At 72.5% G+C, this 19,533-nt stretch carries 17 protein-coding genes, 1 tRNA gene and 1 pseudogene; 11 read left to right on the top strand and 8 right to left on the bottom strand.

Features of this window, described 5'->3' with window-relative positions; all coding sequences use genetic code 11:
- Position 1: 1 nt before the first annotated feature.
- Together H4O22_RS10610 and H4O22_RS10605 are read right to left on the bottom strand one after the other, a co-directional pair.
- Complete coding sequence (locus H4O22_RS10610; RefSeq protein WP_182523390.1) at positions 2–691, bottom strand: LuxR C-terminal-related transcriptional regulator; 690 nt, start codon at positions 689–691, stop codon at positions 2–4.
- Positions 669–2,123, bottom strand: coding sequence for a sensor histidine kinase (locus tag H4O22_RS10605; RefSeq protein WP_182523389.1), 1,455 nt, complete (start codon positions 2,121–2,123; stop codon positions 669–671). Before H4O22_RS10605 ends, H4O22_RS10610 begins: the two co-directional genes overlap by 23 nt.
- A gap of 460 nt (positions 2,124–2,583) precedes the next feature.
- Here H4O22_RS10605 and H4O22_RS10600 point away from each other — a divergent pair, with 460 nt between their 5' ends.
- Complete coding sequence (locus H4O22_RS10600) at positions 2,584–3,258, top strand: helix-turn-helix transcriptional regulator (protein ID WP_182523388.1); 675 nt, start codon at positions 2,584–2,586, stop codon at positions 3,256–3,258.
- A gap of 267 nt (positions 3,259–3,525) precedes the next feature.
- Here the strand turns inward: H4O22_RS10600 and H4O22_RS10595 are convergent.
- Positions 3,526–3,611: transfer RNA gene (locus H4O22_RS10595), tRNA-Leu, on the bottom strand.
- 79 nt (positions 3,612–3,690) lie between these two features.
- Between H4O22_RS10595 and H4O22_RS10590 the strand changes: the two are divergent.
- Positions 3,691–5,030, top strand: a pseudogene (locus H4O22_RS10590) (M20/M25/M40 family metallo-hydrolase).
- Positions 5,031–5,037: 7 nt separating this feature from the next.
- Here the strand turns inward: H4O22_RS10590 and H4O22_RS10585 are convergent.
- Both H4O22_RS10585 and H4O22_RS10580 read right to left on the bottom strand, forming a co-directional pair.
- Positions 5,038–5,220, bottom strand: a complete 183-nt coding sequence (locus tag H4O22_RS10585) for a DUF5703 family protein (protein WP_182527080.1) — start codon at positions 5,218–5,220, stop codon at positions 5,038–5,040.
- Between the two features lie 38 nt (positions 5,221–5,258).
- The gene (locus H4O22_RS10580; RefSeq protein ID WP_182523387.1) at positions 5,259–6,209 is read right to left on the bottom strand and encodes an aldo/keto reductase; all 951 of its coding nucleotides are present in this window, start codon (positions 6,207–6,209) and stop codon (positions 5,259–5,261) included.
- Between the two features lie 74 nt (positions 6,210–6,283).
- On the opposite strand from H4O22_RS10580, the gene H4O22_RS10575 reads away from it, so the two are divergent.
- Entirely contained in the window at positions 6,284–7,108 is an 825-nt protein-coding gene (locus H4O22_RS10575) for an undecaprenyl-diphosphate phosphatase (protein WP_182523386.1), read from the top strand.
- Positions 7,109–7,114: 6 nt separating this feature from the next.
- Here the strand turns inward: H4O22_RS10575 and corA are convergent, their stop codons facing one another.
- Positions 7,115–8,095, bottom strand: coding sequence for a magnesium/cobalt transporter CorA (gene corA, locus H4O22_RS10570; protein ID WP_182523385.1), 981 nt, complete (start codon positions 8,093–8,095; stop codon positions 7,115–7,117).
- Positions 8,096–8,147: 52 nt separating this feature from the next.
- Between corA and H4O22_RS10565 the strand changes: the two genes are divergently transcribed.
- From H4O22_RS10565 to mshC, 4 genes are read left to right on the top strand one after another with little or no spacing between them, the layout of a single operon-like run.
- A complete protein-coding gene (locus tag H4O22_RS10565; protein WP_182523384.1) occupies positions 8,148–8,870 on the top strand; it encodes a histidine phosphatase family protein in 723 nt (240 codons plus the stop codon).
- A 10-nt stretch (positions 8,871–8,880) separates the two neighbouring features.
- Positions 8,881–9,456, top strand: coding sequence for a DUF3090 domain-containing protein (locus tag H4O22_RS10560; protein WP_182523383.1), 576 nt, complete (start codon positions 8,881–8,883; stop codon positions 9,454–9,456).
- A complete protein-coding gene (locus tag H4O22_RS10555) occupies positions 9,453–10,235 on the top strand; it encodes an SCO1664 family protein (protein ID WP_182523382.1) in 783 nt (260 codons plus the stop codon). Before H4O22_RS10560 ends, H4O22_RS10555 begins: the two co-directional genes overlap by 4 nt.
- Before the next feature lie 23 nt (positions 10,236–10,258).
- Entirely contained in the window at positions 10,259–11,497 is a 1,239-nt protein-coding gene (gene mshC, locus H4O22_RS10550; RefSeq protein WP_182523381.1) for a cysteine--1-D-myo-inosityl 2-amino-2-deoxy-alpha-D-glucopyranoside ligase, read from the top strand.
- Positions 11,498–11,752: 255 nt separating this feature from the next.
- Here the strand turns inward: mshC and H4O22_RS10545 are convergent, their stop codons facing one another.
- Positions 11,753–12,601 (bottom strand): PAC2 family protein, encoded by an 849-nt coding sequence (locus tag H4O22_RS10545; RefSeq protein WP_182523380.1) that lies wholly within the window; start codon positions 12,599–12,601, stop codon positions 11,753–11,755.
- Between the two features lie 142 nt (positions 12,602–12,743).
- Here H4O22_RS10545 and metH point away from each other — a divergent pair, with 142 nt between their 5' ends.
- The 3 genes from metH to H4O22_RS10530 are packed head-to-tail and all read left to right on the top strand — an operon-like array spanning position 12,744 to position 17,434.
- The gene (gene metH / locus H4O22_RS10540; RefSeq protein ID WP_182523379.1) at positions 12,744–16,493 is read left to right on the top strand and encodes a methionine synthase; all 3,750 of its coding nucleotides are present in this window, start codon (positions 12,744–12,746) and stop codon (positions 16,491–16,493) included.
- Positions 16,486–17,163 carry an HAD family hydrolase gene (locus H4O22_RS10535; RefSeq protein WP_182523378.1) on the top strand — a complete coding sequence of 226 codons (678 nt, stop codon included), beginning with the start codon at positions 16,486–16,488 and terminating at the stop codon, positions 17,161–17,163. The genes metH and H4O22_RS10535 overlap by 8 nt, the downstream gene beginning before the upstream one ends.
- A gap of 16 nt (positions 17,164–17,179) precedes the next feature.
- Positions 17,180–17,434: a hypothetical protein gene (locus H4O22_RS10530; protein ID WP_220451133.1), complete on the top strand. Its 255-nt coding sequence runs from the start codon at positions 17,180–17,182 to the stop codon at positions 17,432–17,434.
- Positions 17,435–17,440: 6 nt separating this feature from the next.
- Here the strand turns inward: H4O22_RS10530 and H4O22_RS10525 are convergent, their stop codons facing one another.
- Positions 17,441–18,307 (bottom strand): RecB family exonuclease, encoded by an 867-nt coding sequence (locus H4O22_RS10525; protein ID WP_182523377.1) that lies wholly within the window; start codon positions 18,305–18,307, stop codon positions 17,441–17,443.
- Between the two features lie 64 nt (positions 18,308–18,371).
- Between H4O22_RS10525 and H4O22_RS10520 the strand changes: the two genes are divergently transcribed.
- Positions 18,372–19,505, top strand: a complete 1,134-nt coding sequence (locus H4O22_RS10520) for a site-2 protease family protein (RefSeq protein WP_182523376.1) — start codon at positions 18,372–18,374, stop codon at positions 19,503–19,505.
- Positions 19,506–19,533: the final 28 nt, after the last annotated feature.

The raw sequence follows: 19,533 nt of genomic DNA, 5'->3' as shown, positions 1-19,533 counted from the left end.
GCTAGTCCTGCGGGAAGCTCCAGCCGACGTGGTAGGCCAGGCCGACGGCGGCCAGCTGGGAGGAGACCTCGAGCTTGGCCAGGATGGCCTTCACCTGGGTCCGCACGGTCGCCTCCGAGACCACGCCGTGGGCCGCGATCTCCCGGACGGTCTTGCCCCGGACCAGGAACGCGAGGACCTCGCGCTCCCGCCGGGTCAACCGCTCGAGCCGCTCCCGCGCCTCCTGCTTCTCGCCGCGCTGCTCGTGCCAGAGCTGGAGCAGCTGCTCGCGCTCGGCCACGTCCATGACGGGGAAGCCCTGGGAGAGCCGACGAACCGTGGAGAGGATCTCGTTGAGGGGTTGCGCCTTCGTGACGACCTTCCGGGCGCCGAGGCGCAGGCACTCGCCCCACCGGGCTCGGTCGGGGGAGGAGGTGACGACGACGACGTTGACGCCCGCCTTCGCGAGCGGCCCGATCAGGCGGGAGCCGTCACCGAGGCGGCCGAGGTCGAGGTCCAGCAGGACGATGCGGGGGTGCGCGGCCAGCACCGTCGAGAGGACCGCGGCGAGCGACCCGTGGTCGTCCGGCAGCGCCACGCGACGGACGTCGTACCCCTCCATGGACAGCGACAGGTCGAGGGAGTCCGCGAAGAGGGTGTGGTCCTCGACGATGAGGACGCGGACCGCGCTACGCGTCCCGCTTGCCGCCATCGTCGGCGTCCCCCCAGTCCTCGCTCGCTTCGGGCAACGAGGCGACGAACGTGGTGCCGGCCCCGGGGCAGGACAACACCACGAGGTCGCCGCCCTGCTCGGTCATCAGGCGGTGGGCGATGTGGAGGCCGATCCCCTGGCCGTTCGAGCCCGGACCGCGTCTGCCCCACGCGAAGAGGTTCCCCGCGACGTCGGGAGGGATGCCCGGGCCCTGGTCGCTGACGTGGATGCGGATCGAGGAGCCGACCCGCCGCACGGTCAGCTCCGTTCCGGTGCCGGCGTGCTGGGCGGCGTTCTCGAGCAGGATGTTGACGACCTCGGCGATGTCGTCGGGACGGCAGCTCGCCTTGAGCCCGCAGGACTCCCAGTGGACCACCCGTCCGCGCTCGCGGTGTGCCGTGACGACGGGCTCGAGCAGCGTGTCCAGGTCGGTCTCCTCCGGCCGGGCGACGTGTCGCTTGTCCATCAGGCGCAGGAGCCGGGCCGCCTCGGCGTCGACGGCCCGTTCGAGTGCTCGCCGACGGTCGGGGGTCATCGAGAAGGACTCGTGATGCAGCAGCGTGGAGGCGTTGGCGATGCCCGCGAGGGTCGTCCCGATCTCGTGCAGTCGCGCCCGGTCGATCCGGACGCCCGCCTCGAGGTGCTCGACCCGGTCGTGGAGGCTCCGTACCGTGCTGCGCTGTCGCTGGAGGAGCACCTTGAGAAGCATGTACGCGGCGTCGAGCAGCACCGCCGTGCCGAGGACGCCGAGGCCGATCGCGACGCCGTTCCCGGCCTCGTTGGCGGGGTAGGGGGAGATCATCAGGTGGCTGAGCCCGAGGACCACGGCGACCACCCCGATGCGTGCTCGCAGCCACCTGGGGGAGTGCGGCAGCCGGAGGACCAGCGCGGCGGTGAGAACCTGTCCGGCGAACAGCACGAGCGCGAGACCTCGGAGCTGGTTCTCGGTCAGTGCCGTCGTCGGGAGCCCCAACGCCGCCATCCGGGCGACGGTGACCAGGACGCCGCCGACGACGGCGACGAGCAGCGGGTCGACGGTCAGAGGGCGGCGCGCTGCGTTCGCGGCCATCACCACCATCAGCGTCTGGACGGCGAGGTCGATCCCGGCGAGCCACCCGGCGTGCTCGCCCATGGCGCCGGGCTGCGCGATCCGGATGGCGGCGACCCCGAGGCCCTGGACGCCGACGAGCGTGACCACGGCAGTCAGCCAGGCGGTCGTCTCGTTGTGCGCGAGGCGCCAGCAGACGTACAGCAGCATCCCGCCCACCAGCACGGACGGGTAGACGACCAGCTCGTGGACGAGTGCGGCCCGGTCGAGGTCCCGCGTCGCCGGCACCAGCCACATGACGATCGCGATCGGGAGCGCGATGAAGAAGGCCAGTGCCAGGATCCGCAAGCCGGCGCGGAGCAGGTCCTCAGCCCGGTACGTCATCATCCAGCGCCTCCACGGTCCCCCCTCGGACTGCTGCTGGCGGCCCGGTCCGGCAGCGCGCGTGGACTCGTTCCCCACGGAGAGGAACGTAGAGCCGCCCTCTGGGCCTGCCTTGACGTCCACAGGGACGACCGTGGCCTGCTCGGCGATGGACGGCACATGAAACTCCGCTCGCATACCATATCTTGGGGAAACGCTTCCACGCCTGCCGCGGAACGGACGTCTGTACCGGCGCCGGAGATGGCATCCTCATCCTGCAGATGAGGTATCGCCGTGCAGGTTCCCCGTACCCCGGTGTGCTCGGGAACGTCACCTTTTCGGGTGACGTTCTCCTCCGGTGGGTTCTCGGAGCGGGTTCGGGTGGTGAGGTCGGTGGCGCAGAGGCGCGCACCGGCGTGAGGAGCGGGGGTCTGCGTCCTCGCGGCGCACGGAGGGAGCGGCCGGCGTGCAGGCACACATGGTGACCGGTCGACCGGTGCACGTGCTGGCTGACCACCAGCTGATGGGTGAGGCGGTCGCGGCCGCGCTGAACAGCCGCGGTCGGTCGGTGGCCACCATGCGCTGGCGCTTCGGTCCGGCCCGCGCCGCGGTGGGACCGCCGGAGCCCGGGGGCTCCGGACCGTGGTCCGGGGTGCTGGTCTGCGACCTCGACGATCCGTTGTCCCTGGCCGCCGCACGGTGCCTGGTGAGCCGCGGCACCGAGATCTGGCTCGTGATCGCCCCCGGCCGGGTCGACGCCCGGTGGGGAGCCCTGCTCGCCGCGGGTGCCGAAGGGATCCTGTCCGCGGGGTCGAGCCTGGAGGAGCTGTACGGCGCGCTCGAGCGCCTCGAGGCCGGGGAGGGGATCCTCGAGCCCGAGGTGCGCTCGGCGGCGTTCGACGCCTGGGCCGCGCTGCCGGAGGAGATCCGGCAGCTCGTGGCCCGCCTGGAGCGGCTCACCGCCAGCGAGCGCGACGTGCTCGCCGGCCTGCGGGACGGGATGCCGGTCGGCGTGCTGGCCTGGGAGCGAGGGGTCTCCGTGGCGACCGTCCGGTCGCAGGTGCGTGCCGTGCTGCGCAAGCTGGCCGTGGGGACGCAGATCGCCGCGGTCGCCGCGCTCGCCCGGCTGGAGGAGTCGGAGCTGTTCGGGGAGTGAAGGCCCGGCGCCCACCGGCAGGCTCGTCGAGCCCTCCTCCGCATCGCAGCCACTGCCGCCGTGGGGGTAGCGGTCAGGGACACCTGCGAGCGACCAGGCCGGTGGGGCCGGGTACGGGCGACGATGCCGTACTGCGGGGGCTCGTTCATCGCCGATCTGGGGGATGCCCGAGACCGACGAGGCTGGTCCGTCGGACCCTCGCTGCCCCGTCAAACGCCGACAGCCCCACGCTGAGGGCTCGGGGCCATCAGGTGGGGCTGTCTTCTGTGTCCGAGGGGGGACTTGAACCCCCACGCCCGATAAAGGGCACTAGCACCTCAAGCTAGCGCGTCTGCCAATTCCGCCACCCGGACGAGTGCGGACGCAACCGTAGCAAAGCGTCTGGGGATTCCCCGCATCGGCCCCGGCCCCTCCCGGTGTCATGCTTGCGCCATGGCGAACACCCCCCAGGACGACGCCCACGAGGCCGCTCAAGACCCCTCTCACGACCCCGCCGCGGAGGTCGTCGACCTCTGCCGCGAGCTGATCCGGATCGACACCTCCAACTACGGCGACCAGGAGGGCCCGGGGGAGCGGAAGGCCGCCGAGCTCGTCGCCTCGCTGCTCGACGAGGTCGGCATCGAGTCGCGTCTCTACGAGCCGGAGCCGGGGCGTACGACGGTCGTGGCGCGGTGGGGCGGGTCCGAGGGGGACGCGCTGCTCCTGCACGGCCACCTCGACGTGGTGCCGGCCGCCGCCGAGGACTGGCAGGTGCACCCGTTCAGCGGCGAGGTGCAGGACGGCTACGTCTGGGGCCGCGGCGCGGTCGACATGAAGGACTTCGACGCGATGCTGCTCAGCGTCGTCCGGGCCCGGCAGCGGGCCGGCCGGGTGCCGGAGCGGCCGGTGGTGCTCTGCTTCACCGCCGACGAGGAGGCCGGCGGCCACCGCGGCGCCCAGGTGATCGTCGAGCAGCACCGCGAGGAGCTCGAGGGGTCACCGAGGCGGTCGGCGAGGTGGGCGGGTTCAGCACCACGGTGCGGGGGCGCCGGGTGTACCTCGTCGAGGCGGCCGAGAAGGGGATGGCCTGGATGCGCCTCACCGCCCGCGGCCGGGCGGGGCACGGCTCGATGATCAACACCGACAACGCGGTCTCGCGGCTCACCGCCGCGGTCGCCCGGATCGGCGCCTACCAGTGGCCGGTGCGCCTCACGCCCACGATGGAGGTGCTGCTCGCCGCGGTGGCCGACCTCGCCGGCACCGAGGCGACCCCGGAGAACGCGCCCGCGCTGATCGAGGAGTTCGGGGGAGCGGCGCGGATGCTCGGCGCGGTGATCAGCAACACCGCCAACCCGACGATGCTGAGCGCGGGCTACAAGGTCAACGTCATCCCGACCGAGGCGACCGCGCACATCGACGGCCGGTTCCTGCCCGGCTACGAGGACGAGTTCTTCGCCACCCTCGCCGAGCTCGTCGGTGAGGGGATCGAGGTCGAGCACCTCTCCCACCAGCAGCCCTGGGAGACGCCGTACGACGGCGACCTGGTCGGCGCGATGCACCGCTCGATCCTGGCCGAGGACCCCGACGCGATCGTGGCGCCGTACCTGATGAGCGGCGGCACCGACGCCAAGCACTTCCGCAAGCTCGGAATGCGCTCGTACGGCTTCGCGCCGCTGCGGCTCCCGGCGGACCTCGACTTCACCGCGCTGTTCCACGGGGTCGACGAGCGGGTCCCGGTCGACGCGCTCGAGTTCGGCGCCCGGGTCTTCGACCGGTTCCTCGACGACGTCTGAGCGGCCCTCAGGCGGTGCGGACCGCGCGGATGATGCGCCGCCGCAGGATCACGCGGCGGGTGCCGTCGGAGCCGATCCGCACCCGGTCGAGCTCCCAGCCGCCGTGCTCGGCCCGCTCGACCAGCAGCTTGGTGACGACGTTGCGGGGGAACTCGCGGGAGAACGACACCCGGTCGAACTCCCACTCCACCCCGCGGGAGAGCGTGCGGGCGGGTGCGCGCGACACGCTCAGTCCCTGCTGACGTCGTCGAGCGCGTCGACGATCTCGCTGGGCAGCGTGAGCTCCTCCACGCCGAGTGCGCCGCGCAGCTGCGCGGCCGTGCGGGCGCCCACGACGGGGGCGGTGACGCCGGGACGGTCGCGGACCCAGACGAGGGCGACCTCGAGCGCGGTCCACCCGAGCCCCTCGGCGGCCCGGGCGACCGCCTCGACGATGCCCGCGGACCGCTCGGTGAGGTAGGGGTCGACGAACGTCGAGAAGTGGCGGGACGCCGCGCGGGAGTCCGAGGGGGTGCCCGTGCGGTACTTGCCGGTCAGCACGCCGCGGCCGAGCGGCGACCACGGCAGCACGCCCAGCCCGAGGGCGGCGCACGCCGGCAGCACCTCCTCCTCGACCCGCCGGTTGAGCAGGGAGTACTCGACCTGGGTCGACGCGAGCACCGCGCGTCCGGGGACCGCGCGCTGCCAGGTCGCGGCCTGGGCGGTCTGCCAGCCGGAGTAGTTGGAGACCCCGACGTACGACGCGCGGCCGGAGCTGACCGCGAGGTCGAGCGCGGTCAGCGTCTCCTCCACCGGGACGTCGTCGGACCACACGTGGACCTGCCACAGGTCGACGTGGTCGACGCCGAGCCGGCGCAGCGACGCGTCCAGCGTGGTGAGCAGGCGGCCGCGCGACACGTCGTACGACCGGCCGCCGCCGGGGGTGCCGCGGATGCCGGCCTTGGTGGCGATCACGACCTCGTCGCGGGCCACGACGTCGCCGAGGAGCGTGCCGATCAGCTCCTCGGAGGCGCCGTTGCCGTAGCCGGCGGCGGTGTCGAGGAGGGTGCCGCCGGCCTCGGCGAAGGCGACCAGCTGGTCGCGCGCCTCGTGCTCGTCGGTGTCCCGCCCCCATGTCATCGTGCCGAGACCGAGTCGTGAGACCTTGAGCCCGGTGGCGCCCAGAGACCTGTGCTGCATGGCGACAAGGTAGTCGGCGACACCCCGCGGCTCCGTGTCGGCTCGCCCAGCGGGCGACCGTAGGATCCCCTCCCGTGTGGGACTTCCTCAAGGCCGTCGTGCTCGGCACCATCCAAGGCCTCACGGAGTTCCTGCCGATCTCCAGCAGCGCCCACCTGCGGATCTTCCCGGAGCTCTTCGGCTGGGGGGACCCCGGCGCGGCCTTCACCGCCGTCATCCAGATCGGCACCGAGCTGGCCGTGCTCATCTACTTCCGGCACGACATCTGGCGGATCGGGTCGACGTGGACGCGCTCCCTGGTGCGTCCGGAGCTGCGGGGCGAGCTCGACGCCCGGATGGGCTGGTTCATCATCATCGGCTCGCTGCCGATCGTGCTGCTGGGCATCGCCCTGAAGGACGTGATCGAGGAGGACTTCCGCAGCCTCTGGGTCATCGGGACCGCGCTGGTGGTGCTCGGCGTCGTCCTCGGCATCGCCGACCGGGTGAGCCGCAGCAACAAGCAGATCCGCCAGATCACCCTGCGCGACGCGGTCCTGATGGGGCTGGCGCAGGCGTGCGCGCTGGTGCCGGGCGTCTCCCGGTCGGGCGCGACGATCTCGATGGGCCGGTTCCTGGGCTACGAGCGGGAGGCGGCAACGCGGTACGCCTTCCTGCTGGCGATCCCCGCGGTCGTCGGCGCCGGGCTCTACGAGCTCAAGGAGATCCCGCACGGCGACAACAGCTACGGCTGGGGGCCCACGATCGTCGCCACGGTCGTCTCCTTCGTCGTCGGGTACGCCGCGATCGCGTGGCTGCTGCGCTACGTCTCGACCCGGTCCTACACGCCGTTCGTGCTCTACCGGGTCGCGCTCGGCGGGCTGACCCTGGCGCTGGTCGCCGCCGGCGTGCTCAACGCCTGAGGGCCCTCACAACCAGCCCGAGCGCTTGAAGAGCACGTAGAGGCCGGACGCGGCCGCGGTCATCAGCGCCAGCGCGAACGGGTAGCCGAAGGACCACTTCAGCTCGGGCATGTGCTCGAAGTTCATGCCGTAGACCCCGGCGATCAACGTCGGCACCACCACCAGCGCCGCGCCGGCGGAGATCTTGCGCATGTCGTCGTTCTGCTGCACCGAGATCTGCGCGACGTGGGCGTCGAACGCGCTGGAGAGCAGGCTGTCGAGGGCGTCGACCGCCTCCGCGGCGCGCGCCACGTGGTCGGCGACGTCCCGGAAGAACGGCGTGGTCTCGGGGTCCATCCCGGGCACCTGGCCGGAGGCGAACCGGTCCATCGGGTCGCGCAGCGGCATCACCGCACGCCGTACCTCGGCGATCTCGCGCTTGAGGGTGTAGATGCGCTCCGAGGGCTTGGTGCGCAGGTCGGAGAAGACCGCGGCCTCGACCTCGTCGACGTCGGTCTCCAGGGACTTGACGACCTCGGTGTAGCCGTCCACGACCGTGTCGCACACGGCGTACACGACCGCTGACGGGCCGTGGGTGAGCACCGCGCCGTTGGCCTCCAGGCGGCGGCGCGCGGACTGCAGCTCCGAGCCCTGCCCGTGGCGCACCGAGACGACGAAGTCATGGCCCACGAACAGGCTGATCTCGCCGGTCTCGACGGCGTCGTGCTCGTCGATGTACCAGAGCGTCTTCAGCACCAGGAACAGGCTCTCGTCGTAGCGCTCCAGCTTGGGCCGCTGGTGGGCCTTGACCGCGTCCTCGACCGCGAGCGGGTGCAGGTCGAAGGTCGCCGCGACCTCGGTCAGCTCCTCGGTGGTCGGCTGGTGCAGGCCCACCCAGACGAAGTCACCGGGCTGGTCGGCGCGGCGGCGCACGGGCTCCAGGTCGGCGGTGCACCCGTCGAGCTCGACGCGGGCACCGTCGCGGTAGAGGGCGATGTCGACGATCACCGGACCACCGTACGACGGCGCGCGGGCGGGCCCCCCCGCTACAGTCCGCCGCATGGCAACCGTCGTCCTCCTGCGGCACGGCCGGACCACCGCCAACGCGTCGGGCATGCTCGCCGGGCGCCAGGCCGGGGTCCGCCTCGACGGGACCGGGAGGACCCAGGCGCAGCGCGCCGGGGAGCGGCTCGCCGCGGTGGGCCTCGCCGCCGTCGTCTCCAGCCCGCTCGAGCGCTGCCGGCAGACCGCCCGCGCGGTGCTCGACCAGCAGGCGGGGTCGCCGCCGCTGCTGGTCGAGCGGGGCATCACCGAGTGCGACTACGGCGAGTGGCAGGGCCGCCCGCTGCGCGAGCTCGCGAAGGAGGACCTGTGGAAGGTCGTCCAGGCGCAGCCGTCGGCGGTGCAGTTCCCGGGTGGCGAGACCATGTCGCAGATGCAGGCCCGCGCCGTCGCCGCCGTACGTCGCCACGACGCGGAGGTGGAGGCCGAGCACGGCCCGGGCGCCGTCTGGGTGGCGGTGAGCCACGGCGACATCATCAAGTCGGTGCTGGCCGACGCGCTCGGCATGCACCTCGACCTGTTCCAGCGGGTGAACGTCGACCCGGCGTCGATCTCGATCGTGCGCTACACCGCCGCCCGGCCCGCGGTGCTCGCCACCAACACCCACGCCGGGGACCTCGGCTGGCTGGTGCCCCCACCGGACGCCTCCGGCGACGCCGCCGGTGACGCCGTCGTCGGCGGCGGCGCGGGCCCTGACGAGCCCGCTGGGTCGCAGTCATAGGGTGAGTGCCATGCCCCTCGTCCACGGCTTCGACCCACCGGAGCGCTTCGTGACCGGGACGGTCGGACCTCCCGGGTCGCGGACGTTCTTCCTCCAGGCCCGCAGCGGAGCGCGCCTGGTGTCCGTCGCGCTCGAGAAGCGCCAGGTGGCCGTCCTGGCCGAGCGCGTCGACGAGCTCCTCGACGACGTGATGAGCAGCGACACCGACGCGCCGGTCGTGCCCGCGGTCGCCCCGCTGGGCCTGGAGGACACCGCCCCCCTCGAGCAGCCCATCGAGGAGGAGTTCCGGGCCGGCACGATGACGCTCTCGTGGGACCCCGCCGACAGCCGGGTCGTGATCGAGGTCTTCCCCTACAGCGAGGCCGCGGTCGTCAGCCCCGACCAGCTCGACGAGGACATCATCGAGCCCGAGCCCGACGAGGTGCTGCTGGTCCGGCTGTCGCCGGGCGCGGCGCGGGCCTTCGTCAAGCGCAGCGAGCAGGTGCTGGAGGCAGGTCGGCCCAGCTGCCCGTTCTGCGGCGGGCCGATCGACCCCGAGGGGCACCTCTGCGTGCGCGCCAACGGCTTCCGCAGACGGGACCCGTGAGGGAGCCCGCCGCGGACCTGCTCGAGGGCGAGCTGGTCCTGAGCGGGCGGATCATGCCTGCGTCCAACGCCACCTTCCTGGGGCACCTGACCACGGACGAGGGCGAGATCCAGGTGGTCTACAAGCCGGTCGCGGGGGAGCGGCCGCTGTGGGACTTCCCGGACGGCGACCTGGCCAGCCGCGAGCGCGCGGCGTACGTCGTGTCCGAGGCGCTGGGCTGGAACGTCGTGCCGCAGACGTGGCTGCGCGACGGTCCGCACGGGCCCGGGATGGTGCAGCGCTGGCAGGAGCCGGACGCCGCCCAGGAGGCGGTGACGCTGGTGCCGGAGGGGGAGGTCCCCACCGGGTGGCGGCACGTCTTCGACGGTCTCGACGGACGGGACCTGCCGGTGTCGCTGGTGCACGAGGACTCGGTCCCGCTGCGGCGGATGGCGATCCTCGACGTCGTCGTCAACAACGCCGACCGCAAGGGCGGGCACGTGCTGGCGATGGCCGACGGGCACCGGTACGGCGTCGACCACGGGATCGCCTTCCACCACGAGCACAAGCTGCGCACGGTCCTGTGGGGCTGGCTCGGCGAGCCGCTGTCCGACGAGGAGGTCACGGCGGTCCGGGACCTCGGGACGGCGGCGCGCGGGCCGCTCGGCGACGCCTTGGCGCCGCTGCTCACCGACCGCGAGATCGACGCCTTCGCCCGGCGCTGCCGCCGCCTCGCCGAGCACGGCGTGATGCCCGTGCCGCGGGGGGAGTGGCCCGCGATCCCGTGGCCGCCGTTCTGACCCGCCTCCTCTAGAGTCAGGGCATGCGCGCCTGGCCCTCACCGGAGATCCCGACCCTGCCGGTGGCCGGACCGCCCGTGGCCCTGCACGACACCGTCACCGGGCAGCTCGTCACCACGCGGCCCGAGGGGCCGGCCCGGCTCTACGTCTGCGGCATCACGCCGTACGACGCCACCCACCTGGGCCACGCCGCGACGTACCTCGGCTTCGACCTGCTGAACCGGGCCTGGCGCAACGCCGGCCACGAGGTCACCTACGTCCAGAACGTCACCGACGTCGACGACCCGCTGCTCGAGCGCGCCACCAAGGTCAAGGTCGACTGGGTGGAGCTCGCCGAGCGCGAGACCGAGCTGTTCCGCCAGGACATGACCGCGCTGCGGGTGCTGTCGCCGGCCCACTACGTCGGCGCGGTCGAGTCGATCCCCGACGTCATCGAGCTCATCGAGCGGCTGCAGGCCGCCGGGGCGATCTACCGCGTCGAGGACGACCTCTACATGTCGGTCACCGCCGACCCGGCCTTCGGCGAGGAGTCGGGGATGGACCGCGAGGAGATGCTGCGGATCTTCCCCGAGCGCGGCGGCGACCCCGACCGGCCCGGCAAGAAGGACCCCCTCGACTGCGTCGTGTGGCGCGGCGAGCGTCCCGGCGAGCCGTCCTGGGAGAGCCCGTTCGGCCCCGGGCGGCCCGGCTGGCACGTCGAGTGCGCCGCGATCGCGATGCGCTACCTGGGCGGCGACTTCGACGTCCAGGGCGGCGGCAGCGACCTGGTCTTCCCGCACCACGAGATGTGCGCCGGCCACGCCCAGGTCGCCGAGCCCGGGACCCGCTTCGCGCAGGTCTACTCGCACGCCGGGATGGTGGCGTACGACGGCGAGAAGATGTCGAAGTCCCGCGGCAACCTGGTCTTCGTCTCCGCGCTCCGCAACAGCGACGTCGACCCGATGGCGATCCGGCTGGCGCTGCTCAACCACCACTACCGCTCCGACTGGGAGTGGACCGACGCCGAGCTCTGGACCGCGGTCGACACCCTCGCCGACTGGCGCCGCGCCCTCGCGCTCGGCGCCGGCGCCCCCGCCGGCCCGGTGGTCGAGGAGGTGCTGGCCGCCCTCGCCGACGACCTCGACGCCCCCCGCGCCGTCGCCGCCGTCGACCGCTGGGCGCGCGCCACCCTCGGCACCGACGGCCTCGCCGACACGTCCGACCCCGACGCCGCCATGGCGGTGCTCACCGTCATCGACGCCGCCCTCGGCCTGGCGGTCTGACGCCCCCCGGCGTCGGCGCCGCGGGTCGGCGAGTCGTTGCGGTTTGTGACCAAACCGCAGAGATTCGGCGGCTTCGTCTGCGGTTTGTGACCAAACCGCAGGCATCCGGGCGGCGCTGGTGTGCCGGATCCGGAGAGTGCGCCGGGCCGGAGTCACCCCTGCGGTTTGGTCACAAACCGCAAGGATTCGGCCGCTCCGCGTGCGGTTTGTGACCAAACCGCACGCGTTCGGCGGCCCCGGACCCGGGCGGAACGGCTAGTTCTCGTCCTGGCGCCGCTTGAGGTACCGCTCGAACTCCCGGGCGATCGCCTCGCCGGAGGCCTCGGGGAGGTCGGTGGTGTCGCGGGTCTCCTCGAGGGCGCGGACGTAGTCGGCGACGTCCTCGTCCTCCTCGGCGAGCTCGTCGACGCCGCGCTCCCAGGCGCGGGCGTCCTCGGGCAGGTCACCGAGGGGGATGCTGACCTCGAGCAGGTCCTCGAGCTGGCCGATCAGCGCGAGGGTCGCCTTGGGGCAGGGCGGCTGCGCGACGTAGTGAGGTACGGCGGCCCAGTACGACACCGCGGGGATGTCGAGGCGCATGCACGCGTCCTGGAAGACGCCGACGATGCCGGTCGGGCCCTCGTACGTCGACTGCTCGAGCTTGAGCCGGTCGACAAGCTCGGGCTCGGTGGCGGTGCCGGTGACGGGGATGGGCCGGGTGTGCGGGGTGTCGGCGAGCAGCGCGCCGAGCGTGATCACCAGCTCGCCCCCGAGCTCGTCGCAGGCCGCGAGCAGCTCGGCGCAGAACTGCCGCCAGCGCATGTTCGGCTCGATCCCGCGCAGCAGGATGACGTCGCGGTCGAGGTCCGGCGGCGACGCGACCGCGATCTGGGTGCTCGGCCAGGTCAGCCGGCGGTGGCCGCGGTCGTCGGTGCCGACGACGGGGCGGTTGACCTGGAAGTCGTAGAAGTCCTCGGGGTCGATGGCGCCGACCACCCGCGCGTTCCACACCGTCATCAGGTGGTCCACCACTGACGACGCCGCGTCGGCCGCGTCGTTCCAGCCCTCGAAGGCGGCGATCACCACAGGATCGACCAGGTCCGCAGCGTGCTCGATCTCGATCACCGCACCAGCCTAGTCAGCCGCGGGGATTTCGCCGTCGCCACGCGGCGATGTCACGATCTGGTCATGCGGTCCAGCCCGTGGACACAGGTTCCTAGGCTGGACGTGGCCGCCGGCTCCCGGCCGGCCCCGAGAGGAGTCCTTCGTGGTTGATCCGGCGCACCCGACGTTCGAGCAGGACCTCCGTCCTGACTGTACGGAGGCGTTGGACGCTGCCCTGCGCGCCCGAATCCTGGTCATCGACGGCGCGATGGGCACGGCCATCCAGCGGGACCGGCCCGACGAGGCCGGCTACCGCGGCGAGCGGTTCGCCGACTGGCCGAGCGATCTCCAGGGCAACAACGACCTGCTCACCCTCACCCAGCCGGACCTCATCGCGAGCATCCACCGCGAGTACCTCCAGGCCGGCGCCGACATCATCGAGACCAACACCTTCAACGCCAACGCGGTCTCGCTGTCCGACTACGGCATGCAGGACCTCGCCTACGAGCTGAACCACGCCGCAGCGCGTCTGGCCCGTCAGGTGGCCGACGAGGTCGCGACCCCCGAGAAGCCGCGGTACGTCGCGGGCGCGCTCGGCCCGACCACGCGCACCGCCTCGATCTCGCCGGACGTCAACGACCCCGCCGCCCGCAACGTCTCCTACGACCAGCTGGTCGCGGCGTACCTCGAGGCCGCCCGCGGGCTCGTCGACGGTGGCGCCGACCTGCTGATGATCGAGACGATCTTCGACACCCTCAACGCCAAGGCCGCGATCTTCGCGGTCGAGACGCTCTTCGAGGAGCACGGACGCCGCTGGCCGGTCATCGTCTCCGGCACCATCACCGACGCCTCCGGGCGGACCCTCTCGGGCCAGGTGACCGAGGCGTTCTGGACCTCGGTGCGCCACGTGCGCCCGATCGCCGTCGGGCTCAACTGCGCGCTGGGGGCCAAGGAGATGCGCCCCTACATCGCCGAGATGGCGCGGATCGCCGACTCCTTCGTGTCCTGCTACCCCAACGCGGGCCTGCCCAACGCCTTCGGCGAGTACGACGAGGCGCCGGACGAGACCGCCGCGGTCGTGGCGGAGTTCGCCGACGCCGGCTTCGTGAACCTCGTCGGCGGCTGCTGCGGCACCACCCCCGACCACATCGCCGCGATCGCGCAGGCGGTGGAGGGCAAGCAGCGCCGCGAGCCCGTGGCCGTCGCCCCGGCGATGCGCCTCTCGGGGCTCGAGCCGTTCACGATCACCGAGGACAGCCTCTTCGTGAACGTCGGCGAGCGCACCAACATCACCGGCTCGGCGAAGTTCCGCAACCTGATCAAGGCCGGCGACTACGACGCCGCGCTCACCGTCGCGACCCAGCAGGTCGAGAACGGCGCGCAGGTCATCGACATCAACATGGACGAGGGCATGATCGACGGCGTCGCGGCCATGGACCGCTTCACCAAGCTGATCGCCAGCGAGCCCGACATCAGCCGGGTGCCGGTGATGGTCGACTCCTCCAAGTGGGAGGTGATCGAGGCCGGCCTGAAGAACGTCCAGGGCAAGGCGATCGTCAACTCCATCTCCATGAAGGAGGGCGAGGAGGCGTTCCGCGAGCAGGCCCGACTGGTCCGGAAGTACGGCGCGGCCGCGGTCGTCATGGCCTTCGACGAGGACGGCCAGGCCGACAACCTCGCCCGACGCAAGGCGATCTGCGAGCGCGCCTACCGGATCCTGGTCGACGAGGTCGGCTTCCCGCCCGAGGACATCATCTTCGACCCCAACGTCTTCGCGGTGGCGACCGGCATCGAGGAGCACGCGTCGTACGGCCTGGACTTCATCGAGGCCACCCGCTGGATCAAGGAGAACCTGCCCGGGGCGAAGGTCTCCGGCGGCATCTCCAACGTCAGCTTCTCCTTCCGCGGCAACAACCCGGTCCGCGAGGCGATCCACGCGGTGTTCCTCTTCCACGCCATCGAGGCGGGGCTGGACATGGGCATCGTGAACGCCGGCGCCCTGGTCGTCTACGACCAGGTCGAGCCCGAGCTGCGCGAGCGGATCGAGGACGTCGTCCTCAACCGCCGTCCCGACGCCGCCGAGCGGCTGCTGGAGATCGCCGAGGCGCACAACAAGGCGGGGGAGGCGGTCGAGGCGACCGCCGAGGAGTGGCGCTCGCTGCCCGTCGGCGAGCGGATCACCCACGCCCTGGTGAAGGGGCTCGACGCCCACGTCGAGGCCGACACCGAGGAGCTCCGCCAGGAGATCGCCGCCCGCGGCGGCCGCCCGATCGAGGTGATCGAGGGCCCGCTGATGGACGGCATGGACGTCGTCGGCGACCTGTTCGGGGCCGGCAAGATGTTCCTCCCGCAGGTCGTGAAGTCCGCGCGGGTGATGAAGAAGGCCGTCGCCTACCTGATCCCGTTCATCGAGCAGGAGAAGCTCGACAACCCCGAGCTGGCGACCGTCAAGGAGACCAACGGGACGATCGTGATGGCGACCGTCAAGGGCGACGTCCACGACATCGGCAAGAACATCGTCGGCGTGGTGCTGCAGTGCAACAACTACGAGGTCATCGACCTCGGCGTGATGGTGCCGGCGCAGAAGATCCTGGACACCGCCCGCGAGGTCGACGCCGACATCATCGGCCTCTCCGGGCTGATCACCCCCTCGCTGGACGAGATGGTGACGATGGCCAGCGAGATGCAGCGGCTGGGCCTCGACATCCCGCTGCTGATCGGCGGCGCCACCACGTCGCGGGCGCACACCGCGGTCAAGGTCGACCCCAAGTACGACGGGCCGGTCGTCTGGGTCAAGGACGCCTCCCGCTCGGTGCCGACCGCGGCCGCGCTGCTCCACGAGACCCGCCGCGAGAAGCTGCTGGCCGACGTCCGGGCCGACTACGACTCGCTGCGCACCCGGCACGCCGCGAAGACCGACCGCCCGCAGCTGTCGTACGAGGACGCCGTCGCCAACGCCACCCCGATCGCGTGGGAGGGCTACACCCCGCCCGCGCCGCGGCAGCGGGGCGTGCACGTGCTCGACGACTATGACCTCGCCGAGCTGCGCGAGTACATCGACTGGCAGCCGTTCTTCAACGCCTGGGAGATGAAGGGGAAGTTCCCCGACATCCTCAACAGCCCCTCGCACGGCGAGACCGCGCGCAAGCTGTACGACGACGCGCAGGCGATGCTCGACCGGATGATCGCGGAGAAGTGGATCACCGCCCGCGGCGTCTACGGGTTCTTCCCCGCCAACGCCGAGGGCGACGACACGCTCGTGTACGCCGACGACGACCGCAGCGAGGTCCGCACCCGCCTGCACCACCTGCGCCAGCAGGGCAAGCATCGCGGCGGCATCCCGAACCGCTCGCTGTCCGACTACGTCGCCCCGGCGTCGACCGGCCTCGCCGACCACGTCGGCGCCTTCGCGGTCACCGCCGGCATCGGCCTGCCCGAGCGGGTCAAGGCGTTCCGCGACGACCTCGACGACTACAACGCGATCCTGATCGAGGCGCTCGCCGACCGGCTCGCCGAGGCGTTCGCCGAGCGGCTGCACCAGCGGGTCCGCACCGAGCTGTGGGGCCACGTCGACGACGAGCAGCTGAGCAACGAGGACCTGATCGCCGAGCGGTACGCCGGCATCCGCCCCGCCCCGGGCTACCCGGCCTGTCCCGACCACACCGAGAAGCTCACGCTCTGGGAGCTCCTCGACGTCGAGGCCAACACCGGCATCGAGCTCACCGAGTCGATGGCCATGTGGCCGGGCGCCTCGGTCTCGGGCTGGTACCTCAGCCACCCCGAGTCGCAGTACTTCGTCGTCGGCCGGCTCGGGCGCGACCAGGTCGCCGCGTACGCCGAGCGCAAGGGCTGGACGCTCGCCGAGGCCGAGCGCTGGCTCTCCCCGAACCTCGGCTACGACCCCGATGACTGAGCCGACGACCGGGCCCGGCGGCCTCCCGGCCGCCGTCCTGTGGGACCTGGACGGCACCCTCGTCGACACCGAGCCGTACTGGATCGAGACCGAGTACGCGCTGGCCGCCGAGCACGGCGGCACCTGGTCCGAGGCGCACGCCCTGAACCTGGTCGGCAACGACCTGCTCGACTCGGCGCGCTACATCCGCGAGCACATGGGCATCGACCTGCCGCCGGAGGAGATCGTCGAGGCGCTCCTCGACGGGGTCGTGGCCCGCGTCGAGCAGTCGGTGCCGTGGACCGCCGGCGGTCGCGAGCTCCTCGAGGAGCTCCGGGGCGCCGGGGTGCGGTGCGCGCTCGTGACGATGTCCTACCAGCGGTTCGTGGCGCCGATCCTGGCCCAGCTGCCGCCCGAGACGTTCCAGGTCATCGTCACCGGCGACCAGGTCGAGCTCGGCAAGCCGCACCCGGAGGCGTACCTCACCGCCGCGGCGGCGCTCGGCGTCCGCCCGGAGGACTGCGTGGCGATCGAGGACTCCAACACCGGCGCCAAGTCGGCCGAGGCCGCCGGCTGCACGGTGGTCGTGGTGCAGAACCACGTGCCGGTGCTCGACGGCCCCCGCCGCGTCTTCCGCGACACGCTCGTCGGCCTTTCTCCCGCGGATCTCGGCGCGTTGCGCCTGCCGTGAGGCAGGGTGTGTGCCCGTGAGCACCTACGAGTCGACGTCCCCCACCCCGCCGATGCCGGTCTGCAGCGCCTGCGGCAGCGAGTCCCTGGAGCCCGGGTTCATCGAGGACGCCGGGGAGCACTCCCAGGGCTTCGCGCGGTGGATCCCCGGCGCGCTCGAGCGAGGGTTGTTCGGCGGTGCACGGCGGATGGGCAAGCAGCGGTACGTCGTGGACGCGGCGCGCTGCGGGCGTTGCGGTTTCCTGATGCTCTTCGCGACCCAGCCCGCCTGAGTCCGGTCAGGACGGCGCGTCCACGCCCCGCTCCGGCAGCGGCGGGGGAGTGCCGCCGAACTCCGGGCAGATCGCCTGGTGGGCGCACCAGCCGCACAGCGGGCTGCGGCGCGGGCGCCAGTCGCCGGACTCCTCGGCGGTGCGGATCGCCCGCCAGACCGCCTCGACCTTGCGCTCGGTCGCGCGCAGGTCGTGCTTGTCGGGGACGTAGCGGATGATCTCGCCGCTGCCGAGGTAGACCAGCTGGAGCATCGCCGGCACCACGCCGCGGGTGCGCCACAGGACCAGCGCGTAGAACTTCATCTGGAACAGCGCCTTGGCCTCGAAGCCCGGCCCGGGCGCCTTCCCGGTCTTGTAGTCGACGACTCGGATGGCGCCGTCGGGGGCGACGTCGACCCGGTCGACGAAGCCGCGCAGGAGCAGCTTGGACTCGAGCAGGCTCTCGACGTAGAGCTCGCGGTCGGCGGGCTCGAGCCGGCGCGGGTCCTCGAGGGTGAAGTAGCGGTCGAGGACGGTGCGGCACGACGCCAGCCAGGCCGTGATCTCGGGGCCGCCGTCGCCGAACATCTCGACGACCTCCGGGGCCGCCTCGACGACCTGCTCCCACGCCGGGCCGAGGAGCTCGCCCGCCTGCTCGGGGGTGCGGTCGGCGGCGGGGAGGTCGAAGAGGTCCTCGAGCACCTTGTGCACGACCGTGCCGCGCACCGCGTCGGGGGAGGAGGGCTCCGGGAGCCGGTCGACGGTGCGGAAGCGGTAGAGCAGGGGACAGGTCAGGAAGTCGCCGGCCCGGCTCGGCGAGAGCGCGCCCAGCACGTCGACGCCGTCGACCGGCGTCGAGACCCGTTGGGCCGGGGACTCCTGCTGCACGCTCACGATCCGCACCCTAGGCGACTCCACCGACAGTCGGCCGCACCCGCCGGTCCGATAACCTCGAGGGGTGACGGACCAGCAGCGGCGCCCGTCGGGCACCTTCAAGGTCGGCACCGTCGCGGGCAGCGACGTCCTGGTCAGCTCCTCGTGGTTCCTCGTCGCGGGGCTGATCGCCGTGCTCCTGGCCCCGCTGGTCGAGCGGACCGCCCCCGGCCTGGGCCCGGGCAAGTACGTCGCCGGGTTCGCCTTCGCCGTCGTCCTCTACCTCTCGGTCCTGCTGCACGAGGCCTCGCACGCCGTGGTCGCGCAGCGGATGGGCTTCCCGGTCACCTCGATCACGCTGCACTTCCTCGGCGGCATGACCGCCATCGAGGGGGAGGCACGGACCCCGCGCCAGGAGTTCTGGATCGCCGTGGTCGGACCGCTCACCTCCCTGGCCGTCGGGGCCGCGGCGCTCGGCGCCGTGCTCCTGACCTCGCCCACCGGACTGATCGGCCTGGGGCTCGAGGGGCTGGCGGCCGCCAACCTTCTGGTCGGCGTCCTCAACCTCGTTCCCGGCCTGCCCCTCGACGGCGGCCGGGTGCTCAAGGCCGCCGTGTGGGGCATCAGCGGGGACGTCCACCGCGGCACGCTCGTCGCCGGCTGGGGCGGCCGGCTCACCGCCGCCGCCGCGCTGGCCTGGCCGCTCGCCCAGGAGCCGCTGACCGGTATCGAGCCCGACCTCGTCGACCACGTGATCGCGGTCGTCATCGCGCTGTTCCTCTGGACCGGGTCCTCCGCGGCGATGCGCTCGGCCCGGGTACGCCGCCGGCTGCCGCACCTCGTGGCGCGCGACCTGGCCCGTCGTACCCTCGCCGTCCCCCCGGAGCTCCCGCTCGCCGAGGCCGTCCGGCGCGCCCAGGACGCCGAGGCGGGCGGCATCGTCACCGTGACCAGCGGCGGCGAGCCGGTCGGGCTGGTCAACGAGGCCGCCCTGCTGGCCACCCCCGAGGAACGCCGCCCGTGGGTCCCCGTCTCCTCGGTGTCGCGCACCCTCGACCCGGGGCTGCGGCTGCCGGTGGACATCACCGGCGAGGACCTGGTCATGGCGATCAACCAGCACCCGTCGGCGGAGTACCTCCTCGTCGACGCCGACGGGGCGGTGTACGGCGTGCTGGCGACCGCCGACGTCGATCGGGCGTTCCGCGGCCTGCCGCACTAGGGTGCTGCCCCGTGCCCGAGCCCACCGA

The organism is Nocardioides dongkuii (assembly GCF_014127485.1).
In the GTDB taxonomy this organism is placed as follows: domain Bacteria; phylum Actinomycetota; class Actinomycetes; order Propionibacteriales; family Nocardioidaceae; genus Nocardioides; species Nocardioides dongkuii.
This window is presented reverse-complemented; position numbering and strand designations above follow the sequence as displayed.

Coding starts and splice junctions, on each gene's coding strand:
- H4O22_RS10610 (WP_182523390.1), bottom strand. CDS start 691: ATGGCGGCAAGCGGGACGCGTAGCGCGGTCCGCGTCCTCATCGTCGAG.
- H4O22_RS10605 (WP_182523389.1), bottom strand. CDS start 2,123: ATGACGTACCGGGCTGAGGACCTGCTCCGCGCCGGCTTGCGGATCCTG.
- H4O22_RS10580 (WP_182523387.1), bottom strand. CDS start 6,209: ATGCAGCACAGGTCTCTGGGCGCCACCGGGCTCAAGGTCTCACGACTC.
- H4O22_RS10565 (WP_182523384.1), top strand. CDS start 8,148: ATGGCAACCGTCGTCCTCCTGCGGCACGGCCGGACCACCGCCAACGCG.
- H4O22_RS10560 (WP_182523383.1), top strand. CDS start 8,881: ATGCCCCTCGTCCACGGCTTCGACCCACCGGAGCGCTTCGTGACCGGG.
- mshC (WP_182523381.1), top strand. CDS start 10,259: ATGCGCGCCTGGCCCTCACCGGAGATCCCGACCCTGCCGGTGGCCGGA.
- H4O22_RS10535 (WP_182523378.1), top strand. CDS start 16,486: ATGACTGAGCCGACGACCGGGCCCGGCGGCCTCCCGGCCGCCGTCCTG.